Source organism: Sediminicoccus rosea, assembly GCF_033547095.1.
In the GTDB taxonomy this organism is placed as follows: Bacteria; Pseudomonadota; Alphaproteobacteria; order Acetobacterales; family Acetobacteraceae; genus Roseococcus; species Roseococcus rosea.
Genome location: NZ_CP137852.1, coordinates 473,466 through 499,121, shown reverse-complemented (window position 1 = coordinate 499,121; position 25,656 = coordinate 473,466). Strand labels below are relative to the sequence as shown.

Genomic DNA, 25,656 nt, shown 5'->3' with positions numbered 1-25,656 from the left:
CTTAGCCCTGCTTCTGGCGCAGCAGGGCCTCGATCCGGGCCAGTGCCTCCTGCTGGCGGCGCAGCGTGATGCCGAGGCCGCCGATGGCGATCAGCGCGAGGGAGGAGACCCCCCCCGCCCCGGCATAGAGCATGCGCGCGCGGGACCAGCCCTCGCCGCCCCAGGGCGTGGCCCCCCAGGCCAGATGCAGGCAGGCCAGCAAGGCCAGGCCGCCAAACACCTGCAAGGCGCGGTGCAGGATCATGGTCTTCCCTGGGGCGCAGCCGCCACACCAACCCTGCGCCCACGCCGCGCCAGGGCCGCTTCGAGCGTGTTCTCGAGCAGGCAGGCGATGGTCATGGGGCCGACGCCGCCCGGCACCGGCGTGATGGCGGCCGCGCGCGGCAGCGCCTCGGCATAGGCGACATCGCCCACGAGCCTGCCATCCGGCAGGCGGTTGATGCCGACATCGATGACGATCGCGCCCTCGCGCACCCAGTCGCCGCGGATCATTTCGGGCCGGCCCACGGCGGCGATCAGGATGTCCGCGCGGCGGCATTCCTCCGGCAGGTCCCGCGTGCGGGAATGGGCGATGGTCACGGTGCAGTCGGCCGCCAGCAGCAGCTGCGCCATGGGCCGGCCAACGATCTGGCTGCGGCCCACCACCACGGCCCGGGCGCCGCGCAGGCTGGCCCCGGCCTCGGCCAGCAGGTGCATCGCGCCCCGCGGGGTGCAGGGAACAAGTCCCGGCAGGCCGGAGGCGAGCCGCCCGGCATTGATCGGATGGAAGCCGTCCACATCCTTCGCCGGGTCCACCGCCGCGATCGCCGCCTCGGCGCGGATATGGGCGGGCAGCGGGAGCTGGACGAGGATGCCATCCACCGCCGGGTCCGCGTTCAGGGCCGCGATCTCGGCCAGCAGCTCGGCTTCCGTCGTGCTCTCGGGCAGATGCCGCGTGCGGGAGGCGAAGCCGGCCGCCGTCGCCGCCTTGTCCTTGTTGCGGACATAGACACCGCTCGCCGGGTCCTCGCCCACGCGGAGCACGACCAGGCCGGGCCGGAAGTCCAGCGCCGCAATCCGGGTGGCGAGCTGGCCGCGCAGGCGCTCGGCCACCGCCTTGCCGTCAAGGATCTTCGCCATGGTTCAGAAATACAGGCCGAAGGCGATCATGTAGCCCTTGATGGCCGCGACCAGCAGCATGGCGGCCTGGACCAGCAGCAGGACGACCAGCGGCGAGAGATCAATGCCCCCCAGATTTGGAAGCCTGTTCCGCACCGGGCGCATGGCGGGCTCGGTCACGCGGTAGAAGAAGTCGGAGATGGTCCAGACCACGCGGTTGCGCGTGTCCAGCACGTTGAAGCCGATGAGCAGCGAGAGCACCGCCGCGATCAGGATGGCCCAGAAGAACAGGGTGAGCCCCGCCTGGACCAGGAAGAACAAGGCGTCGAGGATCATGGACGTCGGCGCTCCGAAAGGGACGGCGTGAAGGGTTCCTTGTCGCGGAAGGTCGCTGAACCGGCAAGGGGGAGTGCGGTTGCCGCCCCCGGGGGGACGCTTGACACCCCCGCCCTCATCCCGCATGACGCGCCCCGCAGCCGGTGCGACAGCGCCGGTGATGTGGTGCGGGGCTGTAGCTCAGTTGGTAGAGCGCGTCGTTCGCAATGACGAGGTCAGGGGTTCGATTCCCCTCAGCTCCACCACTCCGCCTCCCGACATCGCCTAGCCGCGCAGCGGCAGCCCCATCGCCTGCCGCGCGAAGGCGCGCTTGAGGCCGGGAATCCGATCCACCGCCGCAATGCCGAGGCGCCGCGCCCAGCGCACCGGGCCCACATCGTTGCCGAACAGCTTCTCCAGCACATGGGTCGCGCCGATCATCATCAGCGCATCCGGCCGCCGCCTCGCCTGGTAGCGCGCGAGCAGCGCGGCGCTGCCCACATCCTCGCCCGCCGCATGAGCATCCGCCACCAGCTCGGTCAGCGCCGCCACATCGCGGAAGCCGATGTTGAGTCCCTGCCCGGCGATGGGGTGCATGCCATGCGCCGCATCCCCCACCAGGGCCAGGCGCTCGGCCACGTAGCGCGTCGCGTGCATCGCCGTCAGCGGGTAGTGCCAGCGGCGGCCGATGGGCTCGATGGCGCCCAGGTGGTCGCCGATGCGGCGCCGCAATTCGCGCGCGAAATCCGCATCCGACAGCGCCAGCATGCGCGTCGCCACGCTGCGCCGCTCGGTCCAGACGAAGGAGGAAGCATGAGGCAGCGTGCCGGTGCCATAGCTGCCGAGGCTCGCCAGCGGCAATTGCGCGAAGGGGCCGGCCGGCAGGAAGAGTTCCAGCGCGCGGTTGTGGTGCGGCTTCTCATGCGCGAAGGCGCCGACCATGCCGATCTGCCCGTAATCATGCCGCGCCGTGCCGATGCCGGCCTGCTGGCGCAGCGGGCTGCCCCGCCCCTCGGCGCCCACCACCAGGGCGGCATGGATCACCCGCCCATCGGCCAGCGTCACCACGGCGCCCTCCGGCCCGCGCGTCACCTTCGCCGTCATCGGCGCGAAGGCCTGCAGATGCGCAAGATGCGGCAGCCGCGCATTGAGCGCGACGCGCAGGGCGCGGGCCTCCACCATCCAGCCGAAGGGCTCGTCCGCCACCTCTGACGCCTCGAAATCCAGGTCGAGCGAGGAGGGCGCCTCGCCCACGCGGCCATCGGCCACCTTGATGCCCTCGATCGGGCAGGGCGCGCCGGGCAGGCGCTCCCAGATGCCCGCCTGCTCCAGCAGCCGCTTGGAGGCGAGCGCGATGGCATAGGCGCGGCCGTCGAATCCGGCGAGCTCCATGGGCGGCAGCGGCGCCGCATCCACCACCGCCACCGGGACGCCGCGGGCGGCCAGGGCCGCGGCCAGCGTGGCGCCCACCGGCCCCGCGCCGATGATGGCGACGGCGACCGTGAGGCTGGGAGTCGAGATCAGGTCAGGGGCGGCGATGAGGTTCATGCCCCAGAGCTTAGGCCATTCCCGCGTAACGCAAGAGACGGGGGGCGCGAGGGCCGAAAGACTCGCCTTCGCGCCTGCACAATTGCCCGCAAATTGTGCAGCACCACGCGCAAGACTCGGTCCCGCAAGGGTTTTCCCAAGGCTTTCCCGGCTGGCACGAGTCTTGGATGGCAAGCCAGGGGCCGGACCAGGGCCGGCGTTTTTTTTGCATGAAAGGCAGGCGGATGAAGCTCGTGATGGCGATCATCAAGCCCTTCAAGCTCGACGAGGTGCGCGACGCGCTCACCCCGCTCGGCGTGCAGGGGCTGACGGTGACGGAGGTGAAGGGGTTCGGGCGGCAGAAGGGCCAGACCGAGATCTACCGCGGCGCCGAATACCAGGTGAGCTTCCTGCCCAAGCTCAAGATCGAGGTCGCCGTGGCCGCCGAACTGGCGGATGCGGTGGTGGAGGCCATCGCCGGCGCCGCCCGCACCGGCAAGATCGGCGACGGCAAGATCTTCGTCCTCGACCTCGACCGCGCGCTGCGCATCCGCACCGGCGAAACCGACGGCTCCGCCCTGTGAGCCGGCCCACACAACCTGACACGGCGCTGTCTCGCGCCCTTTCCCCTGGGAGAAGCCTGACCATGAAACCCTGGATGCGTGGCGCGCTGCTCGCCGCCCCGATGCTGGCGCTGGCCGCGCTGCCGGCGATGGCGGCCGACGAGCCCAAGCTCGACGCCGGCAACACCGCCTGGATGATCGTCGCCACCTGCCTCGTGCTGATGATGACCATCCCGGGCGTCGCCCTCTTCTACGCGGGCATGGTCCGCAAGAAGACGGTGCTGGCCACCATGATGCAGTCCTTCTTCGTGGCCGCGCTCATCGCCGTCACCTGGATGGTCGCGGGCTATTCCATCGCCTTCGGCAATGGCGGCCTCTATTTCGGCGACTTCTCCAAGGTCATGCTCGCGGGCATCGAGTGGAACGGTCCCTTCATCCTGGGCAAGGGCCTGGGTGGCGAGAGCGAAGTCGCGACGACCATCCCCGAGACGGTCTTTGCCATGTTCCAGATGACCTTCGCGATCATCACCGCGGCGCTGATCTTCGGCGCCGTGGCGGACCGCATGAAGTTCAGCGCCGTCTGCCTCTTCATCGTGCCCTGGTCGCTGCTGGTCTATTCGCCGATCGCGCATGCCGTCTGGCATCCGGCCGGCCTGATCTGGGCCTGGGGCGCGCTGGACTTCGCGGGCGGCACGGTGGTGCACATCAATGCGGGCGTCGCGGGCCTGGTGGCCGCGATCGTCCTCGGCAAGCGCGTGGGCTACGGGCATGACAACATGTCGCCGCACAACCTCGCCTTCGCCATGATCGGCGCCGCGCTGCTCTGGGTGGGCTGGTTCGGCTTCAACGCCGGCTCCTCGCTCGCGGCCGATGGCCGTGCGGGCATGGCGATGCTGGTGACGATGGTGGCCGCCGCCATGGGCACGCTCACCTGGGTCTTCGCGGAGTGGGCCACCAAGGGCAAGCCCTCCGCACTGGGCGCCATCTCGGGCGCGGTGGCGGGCCTCGTCGCCATCACGCCGGCCTCGGGCTGGGTCTTCCCCGGCGCCGCGCTGATCATCGGCGGCGCCTCCGGCGTGATCTGCTTCTGGGCCGCGACGGCGCTGAAGAAGGCGCTCGGCTACGATGACAGCCTGGACGCCTTCGGCGTGCACGGCGTGGGCGGCATCGTGGGTGCCATCCTCACCGGCGTCTTCGCCTATGGCATGCTCTACAAGACGGACGACGCCGAAGCCGCGCTGGCCTATTCCGGCCTGCTCTACGGCAACCCGGACATGCTCTGGATCCAGGTGAAGTCCGTGCTGGTGACGATCGCCTACTCCGCCGTCGCCACCTTCATCCTGCTGAAGATCGTGGACGCCATGGTCGGCCTCCGCGTCTCGGAGGAGGAGGAGCGCGAAGGCCTCGACGTCACGCAGCATGGCGAGCGCCTGGGGTAGGCCGCCACCCTTCCGGGGGAATCACGGGCGCCGGGGGGCAACCTCCGGCGCCTTTTTCATGGCGGTTTTTTCAGCCCCCGCGCCGCAGGAACCGCTTGACCCGGCCACCGGTCATTTCCTTATGTGAGGGCATGCGGGACATCACATCGCTGCCGCGAGGCGACGAGGATACCTTGTGGGCGGTGGTCGCCACCGTCGGCCGTGCCAACCGCGTGGCCGAGATCTTCCGCAGCCGCGCCGCCGCCCTGGAGGACCGCGCCTGGCGGGCCCAGCAGGTGCGGGCCTATGCCGATTTCCTGGAACGCTCGAAGCAGCCGCTGCCGCATTATTCCGTCGCGCCCATCCGGCGCTCGGACCTGCCACGCAAATGGACGCCGCTGCCCGCGCTGGGCTTCCTGCGCGGGCAATTCATCTGAAGGGGGCCGGCGAAACCGGCCCCGCTCCGTCCCTCAGTCGCGCTGCAGGCACATGGCGACACCCATGCCGCCACCGATGCACAGCGTGACCAGGCCCTTCTTCGCGTCCCGGCGCTGCATCTCGTAGAGCAGCGTGGTCAGCACGCGCGCGCCCGAGGCGCCGATGGGATGGCCGAGCGCGATGGCGCCGCCATTCACGTTCACCTTGCTGGTATCCCAGCCCAGGTCCTTGTTGACCGCGCAGGCCTGCGCCGCGAAGGCCTCGTTCGCCTCGATCAGGTCGAGGTCGCCCACCGTCCAGCCGGCCTTGGCCAGCGCCTTGCGGCTCGCCGGGATCGGGCCCGTGCCCATCACCGACGGGTCCACGCCCGCCGTCGCCCAGCTCACGATGCGGGCCAGCGGCGTGATGCCCCGGCGGCGCGCTTCCTCGGCCGACATCACGACCACGGCGGCGGCGCCATCATTGATACCCGAGGCATTGCCGGCGGTGACCGTGCCCTCCTTGTTGAAGGCCGGGCGCAGCTTGGCCAGCACCTCGGCCGTCGTCTCGGGCTTCGGGTATTCGTCCTGGCTGACCACGACCTCGCCCTTGCGGGTCTTCACGGTCACGGGCGCGATCTCGTCCTTGAAGCGGCCGGCCGCCATCGCCTCGCCCGCCTTGCGCTGGCTGGCGGCGGCGAATTCATCCTGCTCCTGGCGGGTCAGCTGGAACTTCTGCGCCACGTTCTCGGCCGTGTTGCCCATGTGGTAGCCGTGGAAAGCGTCCATCAGGCCATCCCGCAGCATGGTGTCCACCAGCTCCAGGCTGCCCATCTTCTGGCCCGCGCGCATCTGCGCGCAATGCGGCGCCTGGGTCATGCTCTCCTGCCCGCCGGCCACGACGATCGAGGCATCCCCGCAGGAGATCTGCTGCGCCGCCAGCGCCACGGCGCGCAGGCCCGAACCGCAGAGCTGGTTGATGCCGAAGGCCGTGCGCTCGACCGGGATGCCCGCATTCACCGCGGCCTGGCGGGCCGGGTTCTGCCCGGCGCCGGCGGCGAGGATCTGGCCCAGGATCACCTCATCCACATCGGCGGGCGCGACGCCCGCGCGGGAGAGCGCGGCCTCGATCGCGACCTTGCCGAGGTCATGGGCGGCGAGGCTGGCGAAGGCTCCGTTGAAGCTGCCCACCGGCGTGCGCGCGGCGGAGGCGATGACGATATCCATGGCTGATGGCCCTCCGAGGGGTTGGTTCGGCACCCAGTCTCGCGCTTCGCCCCGGCCCGCGCAACCGCGCAGCACCCCTCAGGCCGTGGCACTGCCCAATTGCCGGAGGGCGGCGTCGAATTCGCCCTCGAAGGCGGCCAGCGCCGAATCCAGCCCCGCCATCTGCGGCGCGGCGGCGGCGGTCTCCAGCGCCTGGAGCACGGGCACCAGCGCCGAGAGGCCGAAATTGGCCGCGAGCCCTCGCATCGCATGCGCCTGGCGCCGCGCCGCCGCGCCATCGCCCAGCCGCACCGCCTCCCGCAGCTGCGGGGCCAGGGCCAGCATCTCCTCGCGGCAGAGCAGCCGCGCCTCATCCAGCCCCTTGGCGGGCGCATCGGGCAGCGCCTCCAGCAGGCGGCTGCCATCGGCCATGCTGATGGAGCGCACGCGCGGCCGGTTGCCCGGGCCGCGGCGGCCATTGTCCTTGCCGGGCGCGCGGATATCCAGGTGCCGGGTCAGCATGCCCGAGGGCAGGTCCCGCCGCAGCGTCTCGGGCGGCAGCAGGGCCTCGAAGGATTCGTTCCAGGCGGAGAGCTTCCCCTCCGGGTCGAGCAGCGCCACCGGCACCGGCCAGGCCTCGACCAGTGATTGCTGCCGCCGCTCCGCCGCCAGCCGCTCGTTCTGGGAGAGACGCATCCGCGCCTCGTTCACGCTGAGCTGCGCCGCATGCCGCGCGAGGCTGCCGCGCAGCGCCGTCAGCTTCAGCTCCACCCGGTCGGTCCGCTGGAGGTGCCGGCGGAAGATGAAGCCGAGCGTCCCCAGCCCGAAGAACGGAATCAGCAGCACGGCGAGCGACATGCGGGCGGGCGTGGCGCTGGCATCCACCCGCAGCGCGCCCTCCCGCACCCAGAGGCTGGCCGTGACATCGCCCGGCGTGCCGGCGGCGGCGAGTTCCGTGCCCAGGCCCGTGACCAGCCTGAGCGCCGTCCCGGGCGGCGGCGCCAGCAGCGATTCCAGGGTCGCGACGGGGATTCGCAGCATCGGCGTGGCGGCGCCCGGCTGCGCCGGCACCAGGAAGGCCAGCACCTCGGGCGGCGCCCCCCCGCCGCGCGGCAGCGGCCAGAAGCGGAGCTGCCCGGCCTCGGCGCCCGAGAGCGTGGCGGTCACATCGGGCGGCAGGACGGCCATCGCGACGCCGGGGCCGGGCCGGCCCTCGCGCTGCGCCTGCATCAGCCGCGCCTCGGCCGGCTGCAGCTCATCCTTCACGGCCAGGGCGGCGCGGGCCGAGGCCTGGGTGGCCTGCGCCAGCGCCGCCTGGCGCAGGCCATGCGTGCCATCCTCGATCAGCAGCCAGCTCGCGACCAGCAGGGTCGTCACCAGCAGCATGAAGGCGATGGAGGAGCGGTGCAGCAAGGAATGGATCAGCGCGCGGCCGGACGGGGCCATGGCCTGGAAACCCCCAGGGTGTTTGTTCCAATAAACAGACAGAGACTCCGTGCCGCAAGCGGCACATTCCCATGGCGGCTTTTCCCGCGGGCTTGTCCAGGCCGGGCGCCGGTGCGATGTTGCGCGCCGCAGTGCAACATCAAGGGCGACCGCCAGCCGGCCGGCATCCGCCGGGCGCCGCCAAGGCGGCACGAGGGATTGAGGATATGGCAAAGATCAAGGTGAAGACCCCCGTCGTCGAGATGGACGGGGATGAGATGACGCGCATCATCTGGGGGTTCATCAAGGACCGCCTGATCCTGCCCTATCTCGACATCGACCTGAAGTATTACGACCTCGGCATCGAGTATCGCGACCAGACCGATGACCAGGTGACGGTGGATGCCGCCAACGCCACCAAGCAGTATGGCGTGGGCGTGAAGTGCGCGACCATCACCCCCGATGAGGCGCGCGTCGCCGAATTCGGCCTGAAGAAGATGTGGCGCAGCCCGAACGGCACCATCCGCAACATCCTCGACGGCACGATCTTCCGCGAGCCGATCATCTGCAAGAACGTGCCGCGCCTGGTGCCGCACTGGTCCAAGCCGATCGTCGTCGGCCGCCATGCCTATGGCGACATCTACCGCGCCGCCGAGACGAAGATCCCCGGCGCCGGCAAGGCCACGCTGACCTGGACGCCCGCCGATGGCGGCGCGCCGGTCGAGCTGGAAGTGACCAACTTCCCGGCCGGTGGCGGCGTGCTCATGGGCATGCACAACACCCGCGCCAGCATCGAGGGCTTCGCCCGCGCCTCGCTGAACTACGGCCTCTCGCGTGGCTACTCGGTGTATTTCAGCCACAAGAACACGATCCTCAAGGCCTATGACGGCGAGTTCAAGGACATCTTCCGCCGCGTGTTCGACGCGGAATTCGCCGACAAGTTCAAGGCCGCCGGCCTCGTCTACGAGGATCGCCTGATCGACGACATGGTGGCCTGCGCGCTGAAGTGGGAAGGCGGCTATGTCTGGGCCTGCAAGAACTACGATGGCGACGTGCAGTCGGACATCGTGGCGCAGGGCTTCGGCTCGCTCGGCCTGATGACCTCGGTGCTGCTCTCGCCCGACGGCAACACCGTCGAGTCCGAGGCGGCGCACGGCACGGTGACGCGCCACTATCGCGAGCACCAGAAGGGCCGCGAGACGAGCACGAACCCGATCGCCTCGATCTTCGCCTGGACGCGCGGCCTCGCCTATCGCGGCAAGTTCGACAACACGCCGGATGTGGTGAACTTCGCCGAGACGCTGGAGAAGGTCTGCATCTCCACCGTCGAGGGCGGGCAGATGACGAAGGATCTCGCGATCCTCATCAGCAAGGACCAGCCCTATCTCTCCACCCAGGCCTTCCTGGCCGCGCTGGACGAGAACCTGAAGAAGGCGATGGCCTAACCCCCCAAAAAGCCGCTTCGCGTCTTCCTTGGGACCCCGGATTGGTTCTGATTCTCCGGGGCTCGACTCTTCCTCCCGTGGCAAAGCCACGGGAGGGTTTCGGGGGGCGGATTTTTCCCCCAGGCTGCATCCATCTGGAGGATGCTGGCCATGCATGTTGACTACTACGGTTCCCTGAACTCCCCCTGGACCTATCTGGGCTCGGCCCGGATCGAGGCGCTCTGCGCGGCGCATGGGGCCACGCTGAAATTCTGGCCAGTGGATTTCGGGCTGATCTTCCCGGCTTCGGGCGGGTTGCCGCTGCCCAAGCGCTCGCCGCAGCGCCAGGCCTACCGGATGATGGAGCTGCGCCGCTGGCGCATGGCGACCGGCCTGCCGCTCACGCTCGAGCCCAAGCACTTCCCCTTCCCCGAGGCCGCGCTGGCGAACGCCGTGATCGCGCTGCGCGAGACGCAGGGCGACGCGCCCGCCATCCGCCTCGCGCACCGGATCATGGCCGCCCTCTGGGCCGAGGATCGTGACCCCGTGGCCGATTTCGCCGCACTCGCCGCCGAATGCGGTCAGGACGGCGCGGCCCTGCTGGCGCAGGGCGCCGATCCGCGATGGGCGGCGATGCGCCAGGCCGACAGCGAGGCCGCACTGGCCCGTGGCGTCTTCGGCGCGCCCTCCTTCGTCATCGACGGCGAGATCTTCTGGGGCCAGGACCGGCTGGACTTCGTCGAGAGGAAGCTCGCCGGCCGATGATGGGCGGGCTGCTGACGCCCCTGGATGCCGTGGCGCTGGCGGTCTTCTTCGCCTGCTGGGCCGGCTATACCGCCGTGGTGGATCGCGTGCCGCGCATCCAGCGCCGCTCGGTCATCGCCGCGATGGACGAGCACCGCAGGCGGTGGATGATCGCCCTGCTGGACCGCGAGAACCGCATCAGCGACACGGCGATCATCGGCAACCTGATGCAAAGCACGGGCTTCCTCGCCAACACCTCCATCTTCATCCTGGCGGGCCTGGTGGCGCTGCTCGGCTCGCCCGATCTGGGGCGGCGGGTGCTGGCGGCGCTTCCCTTCACCGATGCGCCGGTCAGCGACATCGCCTGGGAGATGCGGATCGCGCTGCTCGTGCTGATCTTCGTGCGCGCCTTCTTCGAGCTGACCTGGGCGCTCAGGCAGTTCAACTACTGCTCCATCGTGATCGGCGGCATCGGCCTGGGCCCCAGCTTCACGCCCCAGGCCGAGATGGCGGCGAAGGTGGCGAACCGCGCGGCGCGGCACTTCAACACCGGGCTGCGCGCCTATTACTTCGGCCTCGCGGCACTCGCCTGGATCATCCATCCGGTGGCGCTCATCCTGGCCTCGCTGCTCGTGCTGCGCGAATTGCACCGGCGGGAGTTCCGCTCCGTGGTGCGCGACGCCCTGGCCGATGGATAGCGCGGCGCGCGACATCCTCGCCCTCGCCCGGCGGGGATTGCTGCGCGGCGCGACCGGCCTCGCCGCCCTCGCCGTGGCGCAGCCGCCGCGCGCCCGGGCCCAGGCGCCGGGCAACCCCTTCACGCTCGGCGTCGCCTCCGGCGATCCCTGGCCAGACAGCGTCGTCCTCTGGACACGCCTCGCCCCCGCGCCGCTCGAGCCCGGCGGCGGGATGGCGCCCGTGCCGGTCACGCTCCGCTGGGAGCTCGCCGCCGATGCGCAGATGCGCCGCATCCTGCGTTCCGGCGAGGTGGTGGCGCGGCCCGAGGAAGCGCATTCCGTCCATCTCGTCCTTTACGGCCTCGAACCCGCGCGAACCTATTTTTACCGCTTCCGCTTCGGCGCCTTCGAGACACCCATCGGCCGCACCCGCACCGCGCCCGGGCCCGACACGGATAGGGATATCCGCTTCCTCAACGCCGGCTGCCAGAATTTCGAGCATGGCCACTTCACCGCCTGGCGCCACGCGGCGGCCGAGGAACAGATCGACTTCGTCTTCCACTACGGCGACTACATCTACGAATATGCCGGCCGCCAGTCGGGTTCGCGCGGCTGGGGGCCGGTGGTCCGCACGCATCACGGCGGCGAGACGCTGACGCTGGACGACTACCGCTCGCGCTACGCGCAATACCGCACCGACCCTGACCTCGCCGCCGCGCATGCGGCGCACCCTTTCGTCGTCACCTATGACGACCACGAGGTGGAGAACAATTGGGTCGGCCTCATCAGCCAGCGTGACGGGGGGGCGCGCTTCCCGGTGGCGACGCCGCCCGAGACCTTCGCGCTCCGCGCCGCCGCCGCCTTCCAGGCCTGGTACGAGCACATGCCGGTGCGGCCCGCCGCGAAGCCGCGTGGCACGGAGATCACCGCCTATCGCCGCCTGCGCTTCGGCCGGCGGCTGGACCTGCACGTACTCGACACACGTCGCTTCCGCGATGACCAGCCTTGTGGCGATGGCAATGTTGTGCCCTGTGCGGCAGTGGATCGGCCCGACGCCCAGGTGCTGGGCACGGCGCAGGAGGCTTGGCTGCGTGCCAACGTCAACGCCAGCCCCGGAACCTGGCGCGTCCTGGCGCAGCAGATCTTCCTCGCCCCGCGCCGCTTCCCGCGCGGCACGCTCAGCATGGACAGCTGGGACGGCTACCCCGCCGCCCGCCAGCGCCTGCTGGACATGTTCGCCGGGCGTCCCGGCGGCGTGGTCCTGACCGGCGACGTGCATCGCGCCTGGGCGAATGAGGTCGGCCCGCTGGTGGAATTCGTCGGCACCTCCATCAGCAGCGAGGGCGATGGGAGCGACATCCAGGCAACGGCGCCCGAGATCATGGCCGCGAACCCGCACCTCAGGTTCAACAGCAACCGGCGCGGCTACACGCTGCATGTGGCCGGGCGCGACCAGTTGCACGCCATCTACCGCGCCGTCCCCTTCGTGCAGCAGCCGGACGCGCCGCTGACAACCGCCGGGCATTTCGTCACGTCGCTGCGCGGCGGCGGGGTGGAGCGCGCCTGAGGCTTGGACTAGCCTTCCCGCAAACACGGAGGACGCTTCATGGCACGCATCGGTTTCGTCGGTCTCGGCAATATGGGCCTGCCCATGGCCCGCAACCTCGCCAAGGCCGGGCATGAGGTGCGCGGCTATGACCTGAGCGCCGACGCCATGGACGCGGCCGCAGAAGGCGGCATCCAGCGCGCGCAATCCGCGCCCGACGCGGCGCGCGGCGCCGACATCGTCATCACCATGCTGCCGGCCGGCGCCCATGTCCGCGCCGCCTGGGCCGAGATGGCGCCGGTGGCCGAGCCGCATGCCGTACTGATCGATTGCTCGACCATCGACGTGGAGACCGCCCGCCAGGTCGCCGCCGGCAAGCCGATGCTGGACGCGCCCGTCTCCGGCGGCACCATGGGCGCCGAGGCCGGCACCCTCACCTTCATGGTGGGCGGCGATGCGGCGAGCTTCGCCAAGGCCAGGCCCATCCTGGAGAAGATGGGCCGTACCATCGTCCATTGCGGCGAGGCGGGCGCGGGCCAAGCGGCCAAGCTCTGCAACAACATGCTGCTGGCGATTTCCATGATCGGCACCAGCGAGGCCTTCACGCTGGCGGAAAAACTCGGCCTCAGCCATGAGGCGCTCTTCGAGGTGGCGAGCAAATCCTCCGGCCAGTGCTGGTCGCTGACCACCTATTGCCCGGTCCCGGGGCCGGTGCCCGGCAGCCCCGCCAACCGCGACTACAAGCCGGGCTTCGCCACCGCGCTGATGCTGAAGGATCTCGGCCTCTCGCAGCAGGCGGCGGAAGCCGCGGGGGCGGCCACGCCGCTCGGTGCGGCCGCTCTCGCGCTCTACGAGCGTTTCGCGGCCGAGGGCGGCGCCGGGTCCGACTTTTCCGGCATCATCAACATGCTGCGCGGAACGTCACGCGGGGGGTGATTTCAGAACCCCTGGCGCATCGGGGGCCCGGCATCACATAATCGCCGAAGCCCCGCAGGAGAGAGCCATGCGCACCCGCTACCGCATCCAACGCCGTGCCCTGCTGGGCGGCGGCGCCGCCTTCGCCCTTGCCGCCGTGCCCGGCGCGCGCGTCGCGGTCCCGCAGAGCCTGGACCGCGTCTCCTTCCACACGAATTGGCGGGCCCAGGCCGAGCATGGCGGCTACTACCAGGCCGTCGCCGCCGGGCTGTATCGCCGCGCCGGCCTCGAGGTGGATCTCCGCCAGGGCGGCCCGAATCTCGACCCGGTCCGGCTGCTGGTCGCCGGCCGGGTGGACATGATCATGTCCAACGGCTTCCAGGCGCTGACCTATGTGCGCGAGAGCGTGCCGGCACTCACCATCGCCGCCATGATGCAGAAGGACCCGCAGGTCCTGATGACGCATGAAGGCAACGGCATCAACAGCTTCGAGGATATGCGCGGCCGGCCCATCCTGGTGGGCTCCGGCGGGCGGGTCACCTATTGGCCCTTCCTCAAGGCGCGCTTCGGCTTCACCGATGACCAGGTGCGCCCCTACACCTTCAACATCCAGCCCTGGCTGGTGGACCGCATGGCCATCCAGCAGGGCTTTCTGTCGTCCGAGCCGCTCTCGGCCATCCAGGCCGGCGCGCGCCCCAAGGTCTTCCTCATCGCCGATGCCGGCTATGAGAACTACCAGACGACCGTGGACATCATGCGCTCCCAGATGGAGGCGCGGCCCGATGTGGTGCAGCGCTTCATCAACGCGAGCATCGAGGGCTGGACGCAATACATGCGCGGCCAGGACATCGCCGCCGCCAACCGCCTCATCATCCGCGACAACCCGGAGATGAACGAGGAGCGCATCGCCTACGCCATCCGCGTGATGAACGAGCAGGGCATCGTCATCTCGGGCGATGCCAACACGATGGGCGTGGGTGCGATGACCGATGCGCGGTGGGAGCGCTTCTACAACACGATGCGCGATGCCGGGATCTATCCCGCCGGGCTCGACTTCAAGCGCGGCTATGATCTGCGCTTCGTGAACAAGCGGGTCGGGCTCTGATCCCTCTCTTGCGGCTGGACGCCGTCGGGAAGCGCTTCCCGACGGGCGTGACCGCCGTCGAGAACGTCTCCCTCGCCATCGCCGAGGGCGATTTCCTCGCCCTGCTCGGCCCGTCGGGCTGCGGCAAGTCCACCCTGCTGCGGATGATCGCGGGGCTGATCGAACCCAGCGCAGGCCGGCTCGGCTGGCAGGCCGATGTCACCGGGAAGGTCGGCTTCGTCTTCCAGGAGCCGACGCTGATGCCCTGGGCGACGGCGCTGCGGAACGTGGCGCTGCCCCTGGAACTGGCCGGCACGCCCCGCGCCGAGGCCGAGCGCCGCGCGCGCGAATCCCTGGCCCGCGTGGACCTTACCGGCTTCGAGGGCGCCTATCCGCGCATGCTCTCGGGCGGCATGAAGATGCGCGTCTCCATCGCCCGCGCGCTCGTCACCCGCCCACGCCTGCTGCTGATGGACGAGCCCTTCGCCGCGCTGGACGAAATCACCCGCCACCGGCTGAACGAGGACCTGCTGCGCCTCTGGCGCGACGAGCGCTTCACCGTGGTCTTCGTCACCCATTCCACCTTCGAGAGCGTCTTCCTGGCCGAGCGCATCCTGGTGATGACACCCCGCCCCGGCCGCATCGCCGCCGAGCTGCATGTCCCGCCAGGGGATCGCGCCACGCCGGAATTCCGCACCTCCGCGGCCTATGCGGCGCATTGCCGCGCCGTCTCCCACGCACTGTCGGCGGCGATGGCCGCATGAACCGGGCGCTCGGCATCGCGGCGCCGACGCTGGTGGGCGTGCTTTTCCTGCTCGGCTGGGAATGGCTGGTGCGGGCGCAGGACATCCCGCCCTACATCCTGCCCGGGCCCTTGCTGATCGCGCAGACGCTGGTGCGGGACTGGGCCTCGCTGCTGCCCTCGCTGCTCATCACGGCGCAGATCACCTTCGCGGCGCTCTTCGTCGCGGCCACGCTGGGCCTGGCGCTGGCCATCCTCTTCGCGCAGTCGCGTGTGGTGGAGATGTCCCTCTACCCCTATGCGGTGATCCTGCAGGTGACGCCCATCGTCGCCATCGCGCCGCTCATCATCATCTGGGCGGACAATCTCTGGCTGGCGCTGCTGATCTGCGCGTGGATCGTCGCCTTCTTCCCGATCCTCGCCAACACCACCACCGGGCTGAACAGCGTGGACCCCAATTTACGGGACCTGTTCCGCCTCTATCGCGCCAGCCGCTGGCAGGTGCTGGTGCGGCTGCAATTGCCGACGGCCCTGCCCTATTTCCTGGCGGGGCTGCGCATCTCGGGCGGCTTGTCGCTGATCGGCGCGATCGTCGCGGAATTCGTGGCCGGCACGGGTGGCTCCTCCTCGGGGCTTGCCTCGCGCATCCTGGAGACCGGCTACCAGCTGCAGATCCCGCGCATGTTCGCCGCACTCGTCCTGGTCTCGGGCTTCGGGATCCTGATCTTCCTGAGCCTTACCCTCATTTCGCACCTGCTGCTGCGCCGCTGGCACGAAGAGGGAAAATGACCCCCGGCCCCGTCGGGGCCGGGAGGGCGATGGACAGGGCCTGCCCGTCCATCACGCTCCCGGCCATCCCCGGGGGGGGAGGGGGTTCAGCGCAGCCTTGCGGGCAGCTGCGCCGGAAGCTGGATGGCCTGGACTTCCCAGCGCAGCCGCATCGGGTCGGTCAGGGCCAGGGTCAGCGTGGCCGAGCGGTCGGGCACATTGACCGAGGTCAGCGTCACCTCCCACAGCCCGGCCTCGATCAGGCGCACGCGGCTCAGCATGTCCCGCGCGGGCTGGGCGCCGCCGGCGGCGAGGCGCTCGTTCAGCAGCAGCGCGAGACCGGCGGGCGAGGCGAGGCGGTCGGCCATGTCCTGCGCCATGCCGGTGATGAAGTCCGGCATGGGCGCGCTGGAATTGCGCTGCGTCTCGGCGGCGAGCGCCGCGTTCAGCGCGGGGCGCAGCGTATTCCAGTCGATGTAGTGGGCCAGCGCCGCGGCATCGCCCCGCTGGATGGCGGCGGCCACCTGCACGGCGGAGGCGACGGGCGAGCCCGCATAGACCGCGACCAGCGTGCACGCCATGACGGCGAGGACGCGCTTGAAGCGCCCGAGCCCGCGCTTCGGCTGGGCCCGCCGGCGGGCGGCCTGGGCGGCACGCAGGCGCTCGGCCTCTGTGCTCCAGCGCTCGACGGCGTCTTCCAGGAAGGGACGCCGGATGGCGTCGGCACGGCTGCGCCGCGCATGGATGAGGCCGCGCAAACGGGCGACCGGGTCCTTCCTCGGTGCGGCTGCGGTGGCCCCCGCCACCATCGCCGCCGGGTTGGACATTTCGGAACGAGCGGCCTGGCGGGCGTCAAACTCCGCCCAGACCTCGTCCCACGTATTGAGACACGTGGTCGTCATCTTAAATCCCCCATATTCCCCAGACCGAGAATGACTGAAGCTCAAATCGGAGCAAAGTCTCCATTTTGAGAATATGTCGGGAAAAGCGTTTATTCTTGGTTAATCGCGTTCCTAAACTGAGACGTTGGAGACAATCCAAGACTCGAGCTGCGCGAAGGCCTGGCCCAGGGCCGCCTGCATCGCCCCGGCCCGTTGCGGCGCATCCGCCTCCAACGCGACGGGAGAGCGGCCTTCCACCAAGGTTTGCCCGAGCACGCGGGCATCCCCGAGGCCTTCCGCCTGCCCCAGTAGCAGCGCCGCCACCGCCGCGCGGGCGCCATCGGGCTCCACCTGTAAGGCGACCAATTCTGTCTCTAAAACGAGAAATGTCGCCAAACGTGAACCAGGCGCCGTCACGGCCGTGAATCGGCCCGAGGCCACCAGCCATTGCCGCAGCGCCAGTTCGGCCAATTCGCCCGGTGGGGCCAGCCATTCCTCATAGGGCGCCACCTCCACCCGGCCCTCGCTCCGCACGCGGCGCAGCCCGCGCTGCTCCATCCCCGGCGCGGCCCGCATGCTCCGCAGCAGCAGCGCGTGGCGCAGCCGCCGCCCGGGCGGGCCCTCCCGCCGAGGAGACAGGGTGAAGCGTTGGGATTCGATGAAGGGCCGGTCCGGCAGGACCGAGCAGCCGGCCGCCAGCAGCGGCAGGCCCAGGACGAGGCGACGGTTCATCGGTTGGCTCCGGCGGGGGCCGGGGGCGGCGCGCCCCACAAGGCCTGGGAGGGCGAGCGCCTCAGCGCCTCGGTGGTTTCGCGCAGATTGGCCGTCGCCGCGCGCAGGTCGCGCAGGACGGGGGCCAGATCGGCCTGGACATCGGTGGTGGCGTTGCGCGCCGCCCGCAGGCTGGAATCCAGCTGCCCGATCGTCCCCGGCAGCCGCGCCGTCGCCCGGCGCAGATCCTGCGCCGCCGCCCCCATGGCGGTCAGCGTCTCCCGCACATGCGGCCCCTCGGTCAGGTTCCGGATCGCGCCCGCCGTGGCCCGCAGCTCGGCCACCGCGCCGGGCACATCCGTCGCGCTGGCGATGGCGCGCAGCTCCTGCATCAGCGTCGCCGCCTCGCGCAGGGCCACCGCGATCTCGCCCGTGTCGGTCTGGCGCCGCAGGTCGAGGAAGAGGTCGTTGATGTTCGCCGCCATCCCCACGAAGTCGATGCCCTGGACCTGCCGCAGCAGCATCTCGGCCGCGCTGGTCACCTGCGCGACCGTGGAGGGCACGGCCGGAATCCAGGCGAAGCGCGGCGTCCAGGGCAGGGCCGGGATCGGGTAGCGCTCGGCATCCAGGAAATCGAGCTCGATATAGGCGACGCCGGTGATGCCCTGGCTCGCCAGCCGCGCGCGCAGCCCGGCCGCCACCGCGTCATCGGTGGAGGGCACATCCCCCACCCGCGACAGGCTGACCGCGAAGCGCACCACGACGAGCTGGAAGGCGGCCGCGAAGGCCTCCCCCTCCGGCCGGCGGTATTCGGCGGCGGCGAGGCCGATCTCCGTCACCCGCCCCACCGCCACGCCGCGATACCGCACGGGCGAGCCGACCTCGAGCCCCTGCACGGATTCGCGGATATAGGTCTCGAACATCACGTCGCTGCGGCCCAGGCGGTTCTGCGTCAGGAAGAGCACGACGCCCACGAGCAGCCCGAGGCCCACCACCACCATCAGCCCGACCGAGAGCTGGATCTTGCGCATGCTGGCCATCTACATCGCCCCCCCTGGGTTCTCCCTTGGGGCCTCCCGCCGGAAGAAGGCGCGCACCGTGGGGTGTTCGCTCTCGTCGCGCAGCCGCTTCGGGTCGCCCTCGGCGATCATCCCCTGAGCCTCCTTGTCCAGCATGATGCAGCGGTCCCCGATGGCCAGGATGGATTGCAGCTCATGCGTCACCACCACGAAGGTCGTTCCCGTCTCGCGCGCGAGCGAGAGGATCAAGGCGTCCAGACCGGCCGAGGTGATGGGATCAAGCCCCGCGCTCGGTTCGTCGAGAAACAGGATCTCGGGGTCCAGCGCCATGGCCCGCGCGATGCCGGCCCGCTTCAGCATGCCGCCCGAGATCTCCGCCGGCAACCGGTCCTGCGCGTCACCAAGGCCGACCAGGCCGAGCTTGGCGCTGGCCACCAGGGCGCGTGCCGCCTGGGGCAGCTTGGTATGCGCCTCGATCGGCAGCATGACGTTCTCGGCCAGCGTCAGCGACCCGAGCAGCGCGCCCGATTGCCACATCACGCCGATGCGCCGGAGCAGCGCGCGCCGCGCCTCGCCCTCCAGCGCCGTCCAGTCGCCATCCAGCACGCGGATCTCGCCATGGGTCGGCGGCATCAGGCCGATCAGCAGCTTGAGCAGGGTGGATTTGCCGCAGCCCGAGCCGCCCAGGATGACGAAGACCTCGCCGCGGCGGACCTCGAAGGTCACGTCCTTGAAGATGGTGCGCGCGCCGAAGCGCATGGCGACGCCCTCGGCCTTCAGCACCGCCGGCGCATTCGGGGTCTCCACCATCACCAGCCCAGCCGGAAGAAGAGGATGGCGAAGATGCCGTCCAGCACCACCAGGGCCACGATGCCGCCCACCACGGCCGAGGTCGCGGCATCGCCCACCGCGCGCGGGCCCCGGCCGGCCGAAAGCCCCGCCTGGCAGCCGATATAGCCGATCGCCAGGCCGAAGATGGCGGCCTTGCCCAGGCCGCCGGCCAGGTCCTGCAGCGAGAGCCATTGCTCCAGCTGGTTCAGCACCGCCACGGGCGGGAAGCCCAGCGCCGCCATCACGATCATCATGCCGATGATGCCGGTGACGTTCATCACCATGGCCAGCGCCGGCATGACGAGGGTGGAGGCCAGGATGCGCGGCACGACCAGCCAGGCCACGGGGTCGAGGCCCATGATCTTCAGCGCGTCCACCTCCTCGTTCACGCGCATGGTGCCGAGCTCGGCCGCATAGGCGGAGCCGGTGCGTCCGGCCAGGATGATGGAGGCGAGCAGGGGCCCCAGCTCGCGGGTCAGCGAGATGCCGACGAGCTGCGGGATGAAGATCTCCGCGCCGAATTGCCGCATCGGCACCGAGGATTGGAAGGCCAGGATCACGCCGATCAGCGTGCCGAGCAGGATGCAGAGCGGAAAGGCGCGCGTGCCCGCCTCATCCAGGTGGCGCAGCACCTCGGCCCAGCGCAGCCGCCAGGGGCGCGGGATGAGCCGCGCGGAGGCAAGCACCGTCTCCCCCAGGAAGACCATGCGGCCGGCCATGCCGCGCAGCTTGTCCAGCGTCGCGGCGCCGATGGCGGTCAGCGGGCGGAAGGGCCGGGGCGGCGGCGGCGGTGGCTCGGGCGGGATGGCCTTGCGGAAGCGCTCGAGCGCGGCGCGCGGATTGGCCTCCTCGGGTTCGCGCCACTCCGCCTCGCCCGCCCGCCGCGCGAGCGAAACCAGCAGGGCCGCCCCGCCGGAATCAAGCTGCGTCACCCCCGCCGCATCCAGCGTGACCGGCGCACCGGCCTTGGTGGCACGGTGCGCCTCGTCCCAGCCGGAAGCGGCTGCGGCGGTGTCGAGCGTGCCGCTGAAGCGCAGGACGAGACGGCCGGCCTCGGTCTCGGCCTGGAAGGGGGCGCTTGGCATCTGGCCGGGACCATGCACGTCCCGCGTGTGGGGCTTCAAGGACTTTCCCCGGATGTCAGCCTTGCAACGCATGCAGCAGCACGGCCGTGGCTGCCGCAACATTGAGACTCTCGACGAGGCCCGAGCCCGGCAGCGTCACCCGCTCGGCGCAGCAGGCCAGGATGTCGGGCGAGAGACCCGTCTCCTCCGCGCCCATGACCAGCGCGATGGGCTTGGTCCGCGCGATCCGGGCCGGCGGCAGCCCGCCCGAGGCGACCGCGCCCACCACATGCCATTGCCCGGAAAACCGGCGCAGCGTGCTGCCCAGATCCTCCGCGCGGAACACCGCCAGATGCTCCAGCGCGCCCTCCGAGGTGCGGAAGGCGGCGTCCGAGAGGTCGGCCTGGCGCGAATCGCCCGAGAGCAGCAGCGCCTTGGCGTTGAAGAAGGCCGCCGCGCGGGCGATGGCGCCGAGATTGTGCGGGTTGCCGATGCCATCCAGCACCAGCAGCACGGGCGCGGCGAAGAGCACAGGCGGCGGCGGCGTGGGGATCGGCAGCGCCCTGCGCGGATCGGCGATGGCGACGATGCCGCCATGGTGCTCGGTGCCCGCGATGCGCGCCAGTTCATCCTCCAGCACCTCGCGATAGGCCTTCTTGTGCCGCGCGAGGTAGCGGCAGAGCGGGCCCGCCACCGGCCGGCGCTCGGCCAGGTAGTGCAGGCGCTGCACCGCCTCGGGCCGCCGGAGGAACAGGGCCCGCACCGCATTCACCCCACAGATGCGCTGCGGCTCCGGCCGGCGCGGCGGGGGTGGGAAGCTGGAGGGGCCGTAGCCGCCGCGGAATTCAGACATCCGCCATGGCCTTGAGCTGCGCCAGCAGGGCCGGGGGCACGGCGATGCCCTCGGCCTCCGCGCGGGCGGCAAGCCCATCCCGCCGCGCGCCGGGCAGGCGGACGCCCTCATCGCCCAGCATGGCGGTGACCAGGGCTTCCATGCGGTCCAGGAAGGCGTCGTTGCCGGACAGCGCGCCCGGGTCCACCGCCAGGATGGCATGCCCGAGCCGCGGCGGGTTGGGCGAGGGGGCGAAGAAGCTGTCCGCCTCGAAGCCGAAGGCGGCGCCCCCCAGCGCCACGCACAGCACCTCGACCACGAGCGCGAGCGCCGCGCCCTTGGTGCCGCCCATGGCGAGCATGGCGCCGTCCAGCGCGGCCTTGGCGTCGGTGGTGGGGCGGCCTTCGGCATCGAGCGCCCAGCCCTCCGGGATGGGCCGGCCTTCCTTGGCGGCGACCATGATCTTGCCGCGCGCGACTTCCGAGAGGGCGAGGTCCACCACCATCGGCGCCGCATTCCGGCGCGGGAAGGCGGCGGCGACCGGGTTGGTGCCCAGCAGCGGGCGCCTGCCGCCCGGCACCGGCATGGCATAGGGCGAATTGGTGAAGGCCAGCGCCACCAGCCCCTGGCGGGCGAGGCGCCGGACCGGCAGGGCCATGGCGCCCGCATGGTGGCTGTTGGTGACAGCGATGAAGGCGACGCCGTGCTCGGCCGCGCGCCGCGCCGCCTCGGCCTCCGCCAGGTGCAGCGCGGGATAGGCGAGCCCGTTGCCCGCATCCACCAGCGCCGCGCCGCCCCGCGCATGGGTCACGCGTGGCACGGCCGCGCCATCGGCGCGCCCCTCGCGGAGGAAGCCCACATACATGGCGACGCGCGAGAGGCCGTGCCCGCCCTGCCCTTCCGCCTCGGCATCGGCCAGGGCCGCGGCGGTCAGCGCCGCCATTTCCGGATTGGCGCCGGCGGCGGCCAGCGCGGCGGCGGCCAGGGCACGGGCTTCGGCGAGGGAAAGGCGGGGCGTGTCGCTCATGCCGCGGTTGAAGCGCGGATCAGCCCCCGGGGCAATCGCGCCGCTCCAGCCGCATGGGCAGCCGTTCGGCCAGGGTGAGCGTCAGCCCCGCGGTGGGCACCACGGCCGGCCCGGGCAGCGGGCGCAGCCGGAAGCGGCGGGCCAGGGTGGCGATCGCCTGCATCGCGGCCCGCATCGCGAAGGCCTCGCCCACGCATTGCCGCGGGCCGAGGCCGAAGGGCAGGTAGCTGAAGGGCGGCGGCGGTGGCGCGCCGGGCAGGAAGCGGGCGGGGCGGAATTCGTCCGGCGCCTCCCAGTGGGCGGTGTGGCGGTGCACCAGCCAGGGCGCCACGAAGGCGATGCTGCCCTTGGGCACGGGCAGGCCTGCCACCTCCGTCGCCCGCCCCGCCACCCGCGCGATGAGCGGCAGCGGCGGATAGAGGCGCAACGCCTCCTGCAGGACGGCGCGCAGCAGGGGGGCCTCCGCTGCGCCCGAATCCAGTTCCGCATGCAGCGCCGCCTCCACCTCCGGCGCCTGGCCCAGCAGGAACCAGGCGGCGGCGAGCAGGCCCGACAGCGCGTCATGCCCGATGGCGAAGAGCGAGATCACCTCGTCCCGCGCCAGTTCCGCCGGCAGGGCGGCGGCGAGACCCGTGCGCGAGCGGCGCGCCCGCGCCAGCAGCGGCTCCACCACGGCCCGGATGCGCTTCGCATCGCCGCCCAGGCGCAGCCGCACCAGCGGATCGGGCAGGGCCATCAGCGTCAGCAGCCCGCCGCCGCTGATCTTGGCGCGATAGGCGCGGGCCAGGCGCACGATCTCGTCCGGCTCGCCCGCGGCCTCGCCGAAGATGAGGCGCAGCAGCAGCCCGGCCGAAAGCCGCTCCATCTCCGCGATCACGTCCAGCGCGGCCCCCTCGGGGCGGGCGGCCCAGCCGGTGGCGGTGGCGCCGCCCGCGCCGTCCAGGGCCGCGGCCATCGCCGCCTCCACCACCGCGCGGCGGCCGCGCCAGGCCCTTCCCTCGGCCACGAAGAGCCCGGGCCCCAGCAGCGGCGCCAGCAGCTTGGTGAGCTGGGCGGGCTTGGCGGCGAAGACCTCCGCCTGCGTCACCAGCACCGATTCGATGGCGGCGGGCCGGTTGAAGACGATCAGCCGCTGGCCCAGCACCTCCAGCTTCGTGCCGGCATTGCGGAACATCTCCTCGCCCCAGACCTCCAGCAGGCTGCGGGAGGCCTTGGCGAGCAGATCGGTGACCGGGACCTCGCCCCGGTGGCGCGGCGGGAAGGGCGGCGTCGTGCCGCTCATTCCTTGTGGACGCGCAGCGGGCCGAAGGCCTGGCCCACCGGCATCATCTGCAGCGTGTTGATGTTCACGCGGGCGGGCAGCGTGGCGCACCAATGCACCGCCTCGGCCACGTCCTCCGGCGTCAGCGGCTCGGCGCCGGCATAGATGCCGGCCGCCTTCGCGTCATCGCCATGGAAGCGGACATTGCTGAACTCCGTGCCGCCCACCAGGCCCGGCTCGATGTCGGTGACGCGGACCCTGGTGCCCCAGAGGTCGGCGCGCAGGTTCAGGCTGAAATGGCGGACGAAGGCCTTGCTCGCGCCATAGACATTGCCGCCCGGATAGGGGAATTCGCCCGCCGTGGAGCCGATGTTGATGATGTGCCCGCGGTTGCGCGCCACCATCCCCGGCAGCACGGCGCGCGTCACATACATCAGGCCCTTGATGTTGGTGTCCACCATCGCGTCCCAGTCATCGAGGTCCGCGTCCTGCGCGCCGGCGAGGCCGAGGGCCAGGCCCGCATTGTTCACGCAGACGTCAATATCGGCCCATTCGGCCGGAAGGTTCGCGATGGCGGCGGCCACCGCCGCGCGGTCCCGCACGTCCAGCGTCAGCGGCAGCACGCGATCCGCGCCCAGTTCGGCGCGCAGCGTCTCCAGCCGCTCCACGCGGCGCCCCGCGGCGATGATGCGCGCGCCCGTGCCCGCGAAGCGCGCGGCGATGACGCGGCCGAAGCCGGCGGTCGCGCCGGTGACGAGGATGATCATGCGAATGCTCCGTTCAGTTTGGCGCAAGCCTCGGTTCAGGCAGGGTCAAGGCGGCGCTCTGTAATGCCCCGCCACGCCGGGACTTGAAACCTTCCGTAAGATGAACCAAATGTCATCTGTCGGCCGGCGCTGGAGATCGCAGGCATGCGACACGTCCCATCTGTCCAAGGGGCCTGTTGAGCCGACTTCCGGACCCCGTCCGGGACCCTGAGCGCTGAGCCGTGCGCTCTCCAGAAGACACATGTTTGGAGAGTCGTGATGTATGCCCGCATCGCGCGCCGTTTCTGCGCGCCCATGCTTATGCTTGCCGCCTTGCAACCCCTGGTGGCGCGCCCTGCCCCGGCACAACCCGGCACGGCCGATGTCCAGATCCGGCTGGATGAGCGGCAGTTCCGCGCCGGCGGCTTCGAACTCGGCCGCGTGGAGCCCGAGACCGGCCCCTCCGAGATCCTCCTCCCCGGCCAGGTGGTGGTGCCGCCGACCCAGCTGCGCGTGATCGCCGCACCCGCGGCGGGGCTGATCGAGAGCCTCTTCGTCGCCCCGGATGAGCGGGTGCGCGCCGGCCAGGCCGTGGCCCGCCTGCGCAGCACCGAGCTGGTGGAGGCGCAGCGCCTCTTCCTCGAGGCAGCCACCGCCGCCGAGCTCGCGCAGGAAAAGCTCCGCCGCGACGAGGAATTGTTCCGCGAGCGCGTGATCGCCGAGCGCCGCCTGATCGTGACCCGCGCCGAGGCCACGGGTGCCGCCGCCGCGCTGGATGAGCGCACGCAGCTGCTCAACCTGCTCGGCCTCACCGATCCCGAGGTGGCGGAACTTCGCCGCAGCCGCCGCATCCAGCAGGGACTGACGGTGACGAGCCCGGTCGCGGGCGTGGTCCTCGGCCGCGCCGCGACGCCGGGCGAGCGCGTGGCCCAGGCCGCGCCGCTGATGACCATCGGCGATCTCTCCACGCTCTGGGTCAACATCCAGGTGCCGCTCTCCCGCGCGCCGGCGCTGGAGGCCAATGCTCGCGTGCTGGTCCCGGCGCAGGGCGCAGAAGGCTTCGTGCTGCGCATCGGCCGCACCGCCGACGCCGCGACGCAGAGCGTGACGGCGGTGGCCGAGATGCATCGCGGCGCCGACGCGCTGCGCCCCGGCCAGGCGGTGACCGTGGCACTGCAGCTGCGCGCCAACGGCATGCCGCAATACCGCGTGCCCGCCGGCAGCGTGGTGCGCCACCGCGAGCGCAGCTGGGTCTTCATCCGCACGCCCACGGGCTTCACCGCGCGCCCCGTGACGGTGCTGAACGAGACGGCGCAATTCACCTCGATCCGCGGCGGCCTCGCGCCCACCGACCAGATCGCCACGCGTGGCCTGCTCGCCCTGCTGGCCGAGCTGTCCGAAGCGGATGGGGGCTGA

27 protein-coding genes and 1 tRNA gene are annotated in these 25,656 nt (G+C 71.2%); 13 read left to right on the top strand and 15 right to left on the bottom strand.

Annotated elements, in window-relative coordinates:
* Window position 1: 1 nt before the first annotated feature.
* Genes R9Z33_RS02400 through R9Z33_RS02390 form a run of 3 tightly spaced genes read right to left on the bottom strand, consistent with a single transcriptional unit; the run spans window position 2 to window position 1,434 of the window.
* On the bottom strand, window positions 2-244 hold the full coding sequence (locus R9Z33_RS02400; protein ID WP_318651703.1) for a hypothetical protein: 243 nt from the start codon (window positions 242-244) through the stop codon (window positions 2-4).
* Window positions 241-1,119 (bottom strand): bifunctional methylenetetrahydrofolate dehydrogenase/methenyltetrahydrofolate cyclohydrolase FolD, encoded by an 879-nt coding sequence (folD, locus tag R9Z33_RS02395; RefSeq protein ID WP_318649712.1) that lies wholly within the window; start codon window positions 1,117-1,119, stop codon window positions 241-243. The genes R9Z33_RS02400 and folD overlap by 4 nt, the downstream gene beginning before the upstream one ends.
* Before the next feature lie 3 nt (window positions 1,120-1,122).
* Window positions 1,123-1,434, bottom strand: a complete 312-nt coding sequence (locus tag R9Z33_RS02390; RefSeq protein ID WP_318649711.1) for a YggT family protein — start codon at window positions 1,432-1,434, stop codon at window positions 1,123-1,125.
* Window positions 1,435-1,603: 169 nt separating this feature from the next.
* On the opposite strand from R9Z33_RS02390, the gene R9Z33_RS02385 reads away from it, so the two are divergent.
* A tRNA-Ala gene (locus tag R9Z33_RS02385) sits at window positions 1,604-1,679 on the top strand.
* Between the two features lie 19 nt (window positions 1,680-1,698).
* On the opposite strand, the gene R9Z33_RS02380 is transcribed toward R9Z33_RS02385, so the two are convergent.
* Entirely contained in the window at window positions 1,699-2,961 is a 1,263-nt protein-coding gene (locus tag R9Z33_RS02380; RefSeq protein WP_318649710.1) for a UbiH/UbiF/VisC/COQ6 family ubiquinone biosynthesis hydroxylase, read from the bottom strand.
* A 224-nt stretch (window positions 2,962-3,185) separates the two neighbouring features.
* Here R9Z33_RS02380 and R9Z33_RS02375 point away from each other — a divergent pair, with 224 nt between their 5' ends.
* The 3 genes from R9Z33_RS02375 to R9Z33_RS02365 all read left to right on the top strand — a co-directional run bounded on the left by R9Z33_RS02375 (window position 3,186) and on the right by R9Z33_RS02365 (window position 5,358).
* Entirely contained in the window at window positions 3,186-3,524 is a 339-nt protein-coding gene (locus R9Z33_RS02375; protein WP_318649709.1) for a P-II family nitrogen regulator, read from the top strand.
* Window positions 3,525-3,586: 62 nt separating this feature from the next.
* Window positions 3,587-4,942 carry an ammonium transporter gene (locus R9Z33_RS02370; RefSeq protein WP_318649708.1) on the top strand — a complete coding sequence of 452 codons (1,356 nt, stop codon included), beginning with the start codon at window positions 3,587-3,589 and terminating at the stop codon, window positions 4,940-4,942.
* A 131-nt stretch (window positions 4,943-5,073) separates the two neighbouring features.
* Window positions 5,074-5,358 (top strand): hypothetical protein, encoded by a 285-nt coding sequence (locus R9Z33_RS02365; protein WP_318649707.1) that lies wholly within the window; start codon window positions 5,074-5,076, stop codon window positions 5,356-5,358.
* A 33-nt stretch (window positions 5,359-5,391) separates the two neighbouring features.
* Here R9Z33_RS02365 and R9Z33_RS02360 read toward each other — a convergent pair whose 3' ends face one another.
* Both R9Z33_RS02360 and R9Z33_RS02355 read right to left on the bottom strand, forming a co-directional pair.
* The gene (locus R9Z33_RS02360; RefSeq protein WP_318649706.1) at window positions 5,392-6,564 is read right to left on the bottom strand and encodes an acetyl-CoA C-acetyltransferase; all 1,173 of its coding nucleotides are present in this window, start codon (window positions 6,562-6,564) and stop codon (window positions 5,392-5,394) included.
* 78 nt (window positions 6,565-6,642) lie between these two features.
* Complete coding sequence (locus R9Z33_RS02355; protein WP_318649705.1) at window positions 6,643-7,989, bottom strand: Hpt domain-containing protein; 1,347 nt, start codon at window positions 7,987-7,989, stop codon at window positions 6,643-6,645.
* A gap of 206 nt (window positions 7,990-8,195) precedes the next feature.
* On the opposite strand from R9Z33_RS02355, the gene R9Z33_RS02350 reads away from it, so the two are divergent.
* The 8 genes from R9Z33_RS02350 (at window position 8,196) to R9Z33_RS02315 (ending at window position 15,889) form a co-directional block, all read left to right on the top strand.
* On the top strand, window positions 8,196-9,413 hold the full coding sequence (locus tag R9Z33_RS02350) for an NADP-dependent isocitrate dehydrogenase (protein WP_318649704.1): 1,218 nt from the start codon (window positions 8,196-8,198) through the stop codon (window positions 9,411-9,413).
* Window positions 9,414-9,563: 150 nt separating this feature from the next.
* Window positions 9,564-10,157: a 2-hydroxychromene-2-carboxylate isomerase gene (locus R9Z33_RS02345; protein ID WP_318649703.1), complete on the top strand. Its 594-nt coding sequence runs from the start codon at window positions 9,564-9,566 to the stop codon at window positions 10,155-10,157.
* Window positions 10,157-10,834: a DUF599 domain-containing protein gene (locus R9Z33_RS02340; RefSeq protein ID WP_318649702.1), complete on the top strand. Its 678-nt coding sequence runs from the start codon at window positions 10,157-10,159 to the stop codon at window positions 10,832-10,834. The genes R9Z33_RS02345 and R9Z33_RS02340 overlap by 1 nt, the downstream gene beginning before the upstream one ends.
* Entirely contained in the window at window positions 10,827-12,380 is a 1,554-nt protein-coding gene (locus tag R9Z33_RS02335) for an alkaline phosphatase D family protein (protein ID WP_318649701.1), read from the top strand. Before R9Z33_RS02340 ends, R9Z33_RS02335 begins: the two co-directional genes overlap by 8 nt.
* Window positions 12,381-12,419: 39 nt before the next feature.
* Entirely contained in the window at window positions 12,420-13,295 is an 876-nt protein-coding gene (gene mmsB, locus R9Z33_RS02330) for a 3-hydroxyisobutyrate dehydrogenase (protein ID WP_318649700.1), read from the top strand.
* A gap of 67 nt (window positions 13,296-13,362) precedes the next feature.
* Window positions 13,363-14,379 carry an ABC transporter substrate-binding protein gene (locus tag R9Z33_RS02325; RefSeq protein WP_318649699.1) on the top strand — a complete coding sequence of 339 codons (1,017 nt, stop codon included), beginning with the start codon at window positions 13,363-13,365 and terminating at the stop codon, window positions 14,377-14,379.
* An 8-nt stretch (window positions 14,380-14,387) separates the two neighbouring features.
* Window positions 14,388-15,122 (top strand): ABC transporter ATP-binding protein, encoded by a 735-nt coding sequence (locus R9Z33_RS02320; RefSeq protein WP_318649698.1) that lies wholly within the window; start codon window positions 14,388-14,390, stop codon window positions 15,120-15,122.
* Window positions 15,119-15,889, top strand: coding sequence for an ABC transporter permease (locus R9Z33_RS02315; protein ID WP_318649697.1), 771 nt, complete (start codon window positions 15,119-15,121; stop codon window positions 15,887-15,889). The genes R9Z33_RS02320 and R9Z33_RS02315 overlap by 4 nt, the downstream gene beginning before the upstream one ends.
* Window positions 15,890-15,975: 86 nt before the next feature.
* Here R9Z33_RS02315 and R9Z33_RS02310 read toward each other — a convergent pair whose 3' ends face one another.
* The 9 genes from R9Z33_RS02310 to R9Z33_RS02270 form a co-directional block, all read right to left on the bottom strand.
* On the bottom strand, window positions 15,976-16,770 hold the full coding sequence (locus R9Z33_RS02310) for a DUF2939 domain-containing protein (protein ID WP_318649696.1): 795 nt from the start codon (window positions 16,768-16,770) through the stop codon (window positions 15,976-15,978).
* 111 nt (window positions 16,771-16,881) lie between these two features.
* Window positions 16,882-17,481 carry an ABC-type transport auxiliary lipoprotein family protein gene (locus R9Z33_RS02305; RefSeq protein WP_318649695.1) on the bottom strand — a complete coding sequence of 200 codons (600 nt, stop codon included), beginning with the start codon at window positions 17,479-17,481 and terminating at the stop codon, window positions 16,882-16,884.
* Window positions 17,478-18,500, bottom strand: coding sequence for an MlaD family protein (locus R9Z33_RS02300; protein WP_318649694.1), 1,023 nt, complete (start codon window positions 18,498-18,500; stop codon window positions 17,478-17,480). Before R9Z33_RS02300 ends, R9Z33_RS02305 begins: the two co-directional genes overlap by 4 nt.
* Window positions 18,501-19,289 (bottom strand): ABC transporter ATP-binding protein, encoded by a 789-nt coding sequence (locus R9Z33_RS02295; RefSeq protein ID WP_318649693.1) that lies wholly within the window; start codon window positions 19,287-19,289, stop codon window positions 18,501-18,503.
* On the bottom strand, window positions 19,289-20,434 hold the full coding sequence (locus R9Z33_RS02290; RefSeq protein ID WP_318649692.1) for an ABC transporter permease: 1,146 nt from the start codon (window positions 20,432-20,434) through the stop codon (window positions 19,289-19,291). Before R9Z33_RS02290 ends, R9Z33_RS02295 begins: the two co-directional genes overlap by 1 nt.
* Window positions 20,435-20,450: 16 nt before the next feature.
* Entirely contained in the window at window positions 20,451-21,227 is a 777-nt protein-coding gene (locus tag R9Z33_RS02285; RefSeq protein WP_318649691.1) for a TrmH family RNA methyltransferase, read from the bottom strand.
* Window positions 21,220-22,233, bottom strand: a complete 1,014-nt coding sequence (locus tag R9Z33_RS02280) for an Ldh family oxidoreductase (RefSeq protein WP_318649690.1) — start codon at window positions 22,231-22,233, stop codon at window positions 21,220-21,222. Before R9Z33_RS02280 ends, R9Z33_RS02285 begins: the two co-directional genes overlap by 8 nt.
* Window positions 22,234-22,252: 19 nt before the next feature.
* Entirely contained in the window at window positions 22,253-23,515 is a 1,263-nt protein-coding gene (locus R9Z33_RS02275; protein ID WP_318649689.1) for a cytochrome P450, read from the bottom strand.
* Window positions 23,512-24,261 carry an SDR family NAD(P)-dependent oxidoreductase gene (locus R9Z33_RS02270; protein ID WP_318649688.1) on the bottom strand — a complete coding sequence of 250 codons (750 nt, stop codon included), beginning with the start codon at window positions 24,259-24,261 and terminating at the stop codon, window positions 23,512-23,514. Before R9Z33_RS02270 ends, R9Z33_RS02275 begins: the two co-directional genes overlap by 4 nt.
* 324 nt (window positions 24,262-24,585) lie before the next feature.
* Here R9Z33_RS02270 and R9Z33_RS02265 point away from each other — a divergent pair, with 324 nt between their 5' ends.
* Window positions 24,586-25,656 carry an efflux RND transporter periplasmic adaptor subunit gene (locus tag R9Z33_RS02265; protein ID WP_318649687.1) on the top strand — a complete coding sequence of 357 codons (1,071 nt, stop codon included), beginning with the start codon at window positions 24,586-24,588 and terminating at the stop codon, window positions 25,654-25,656.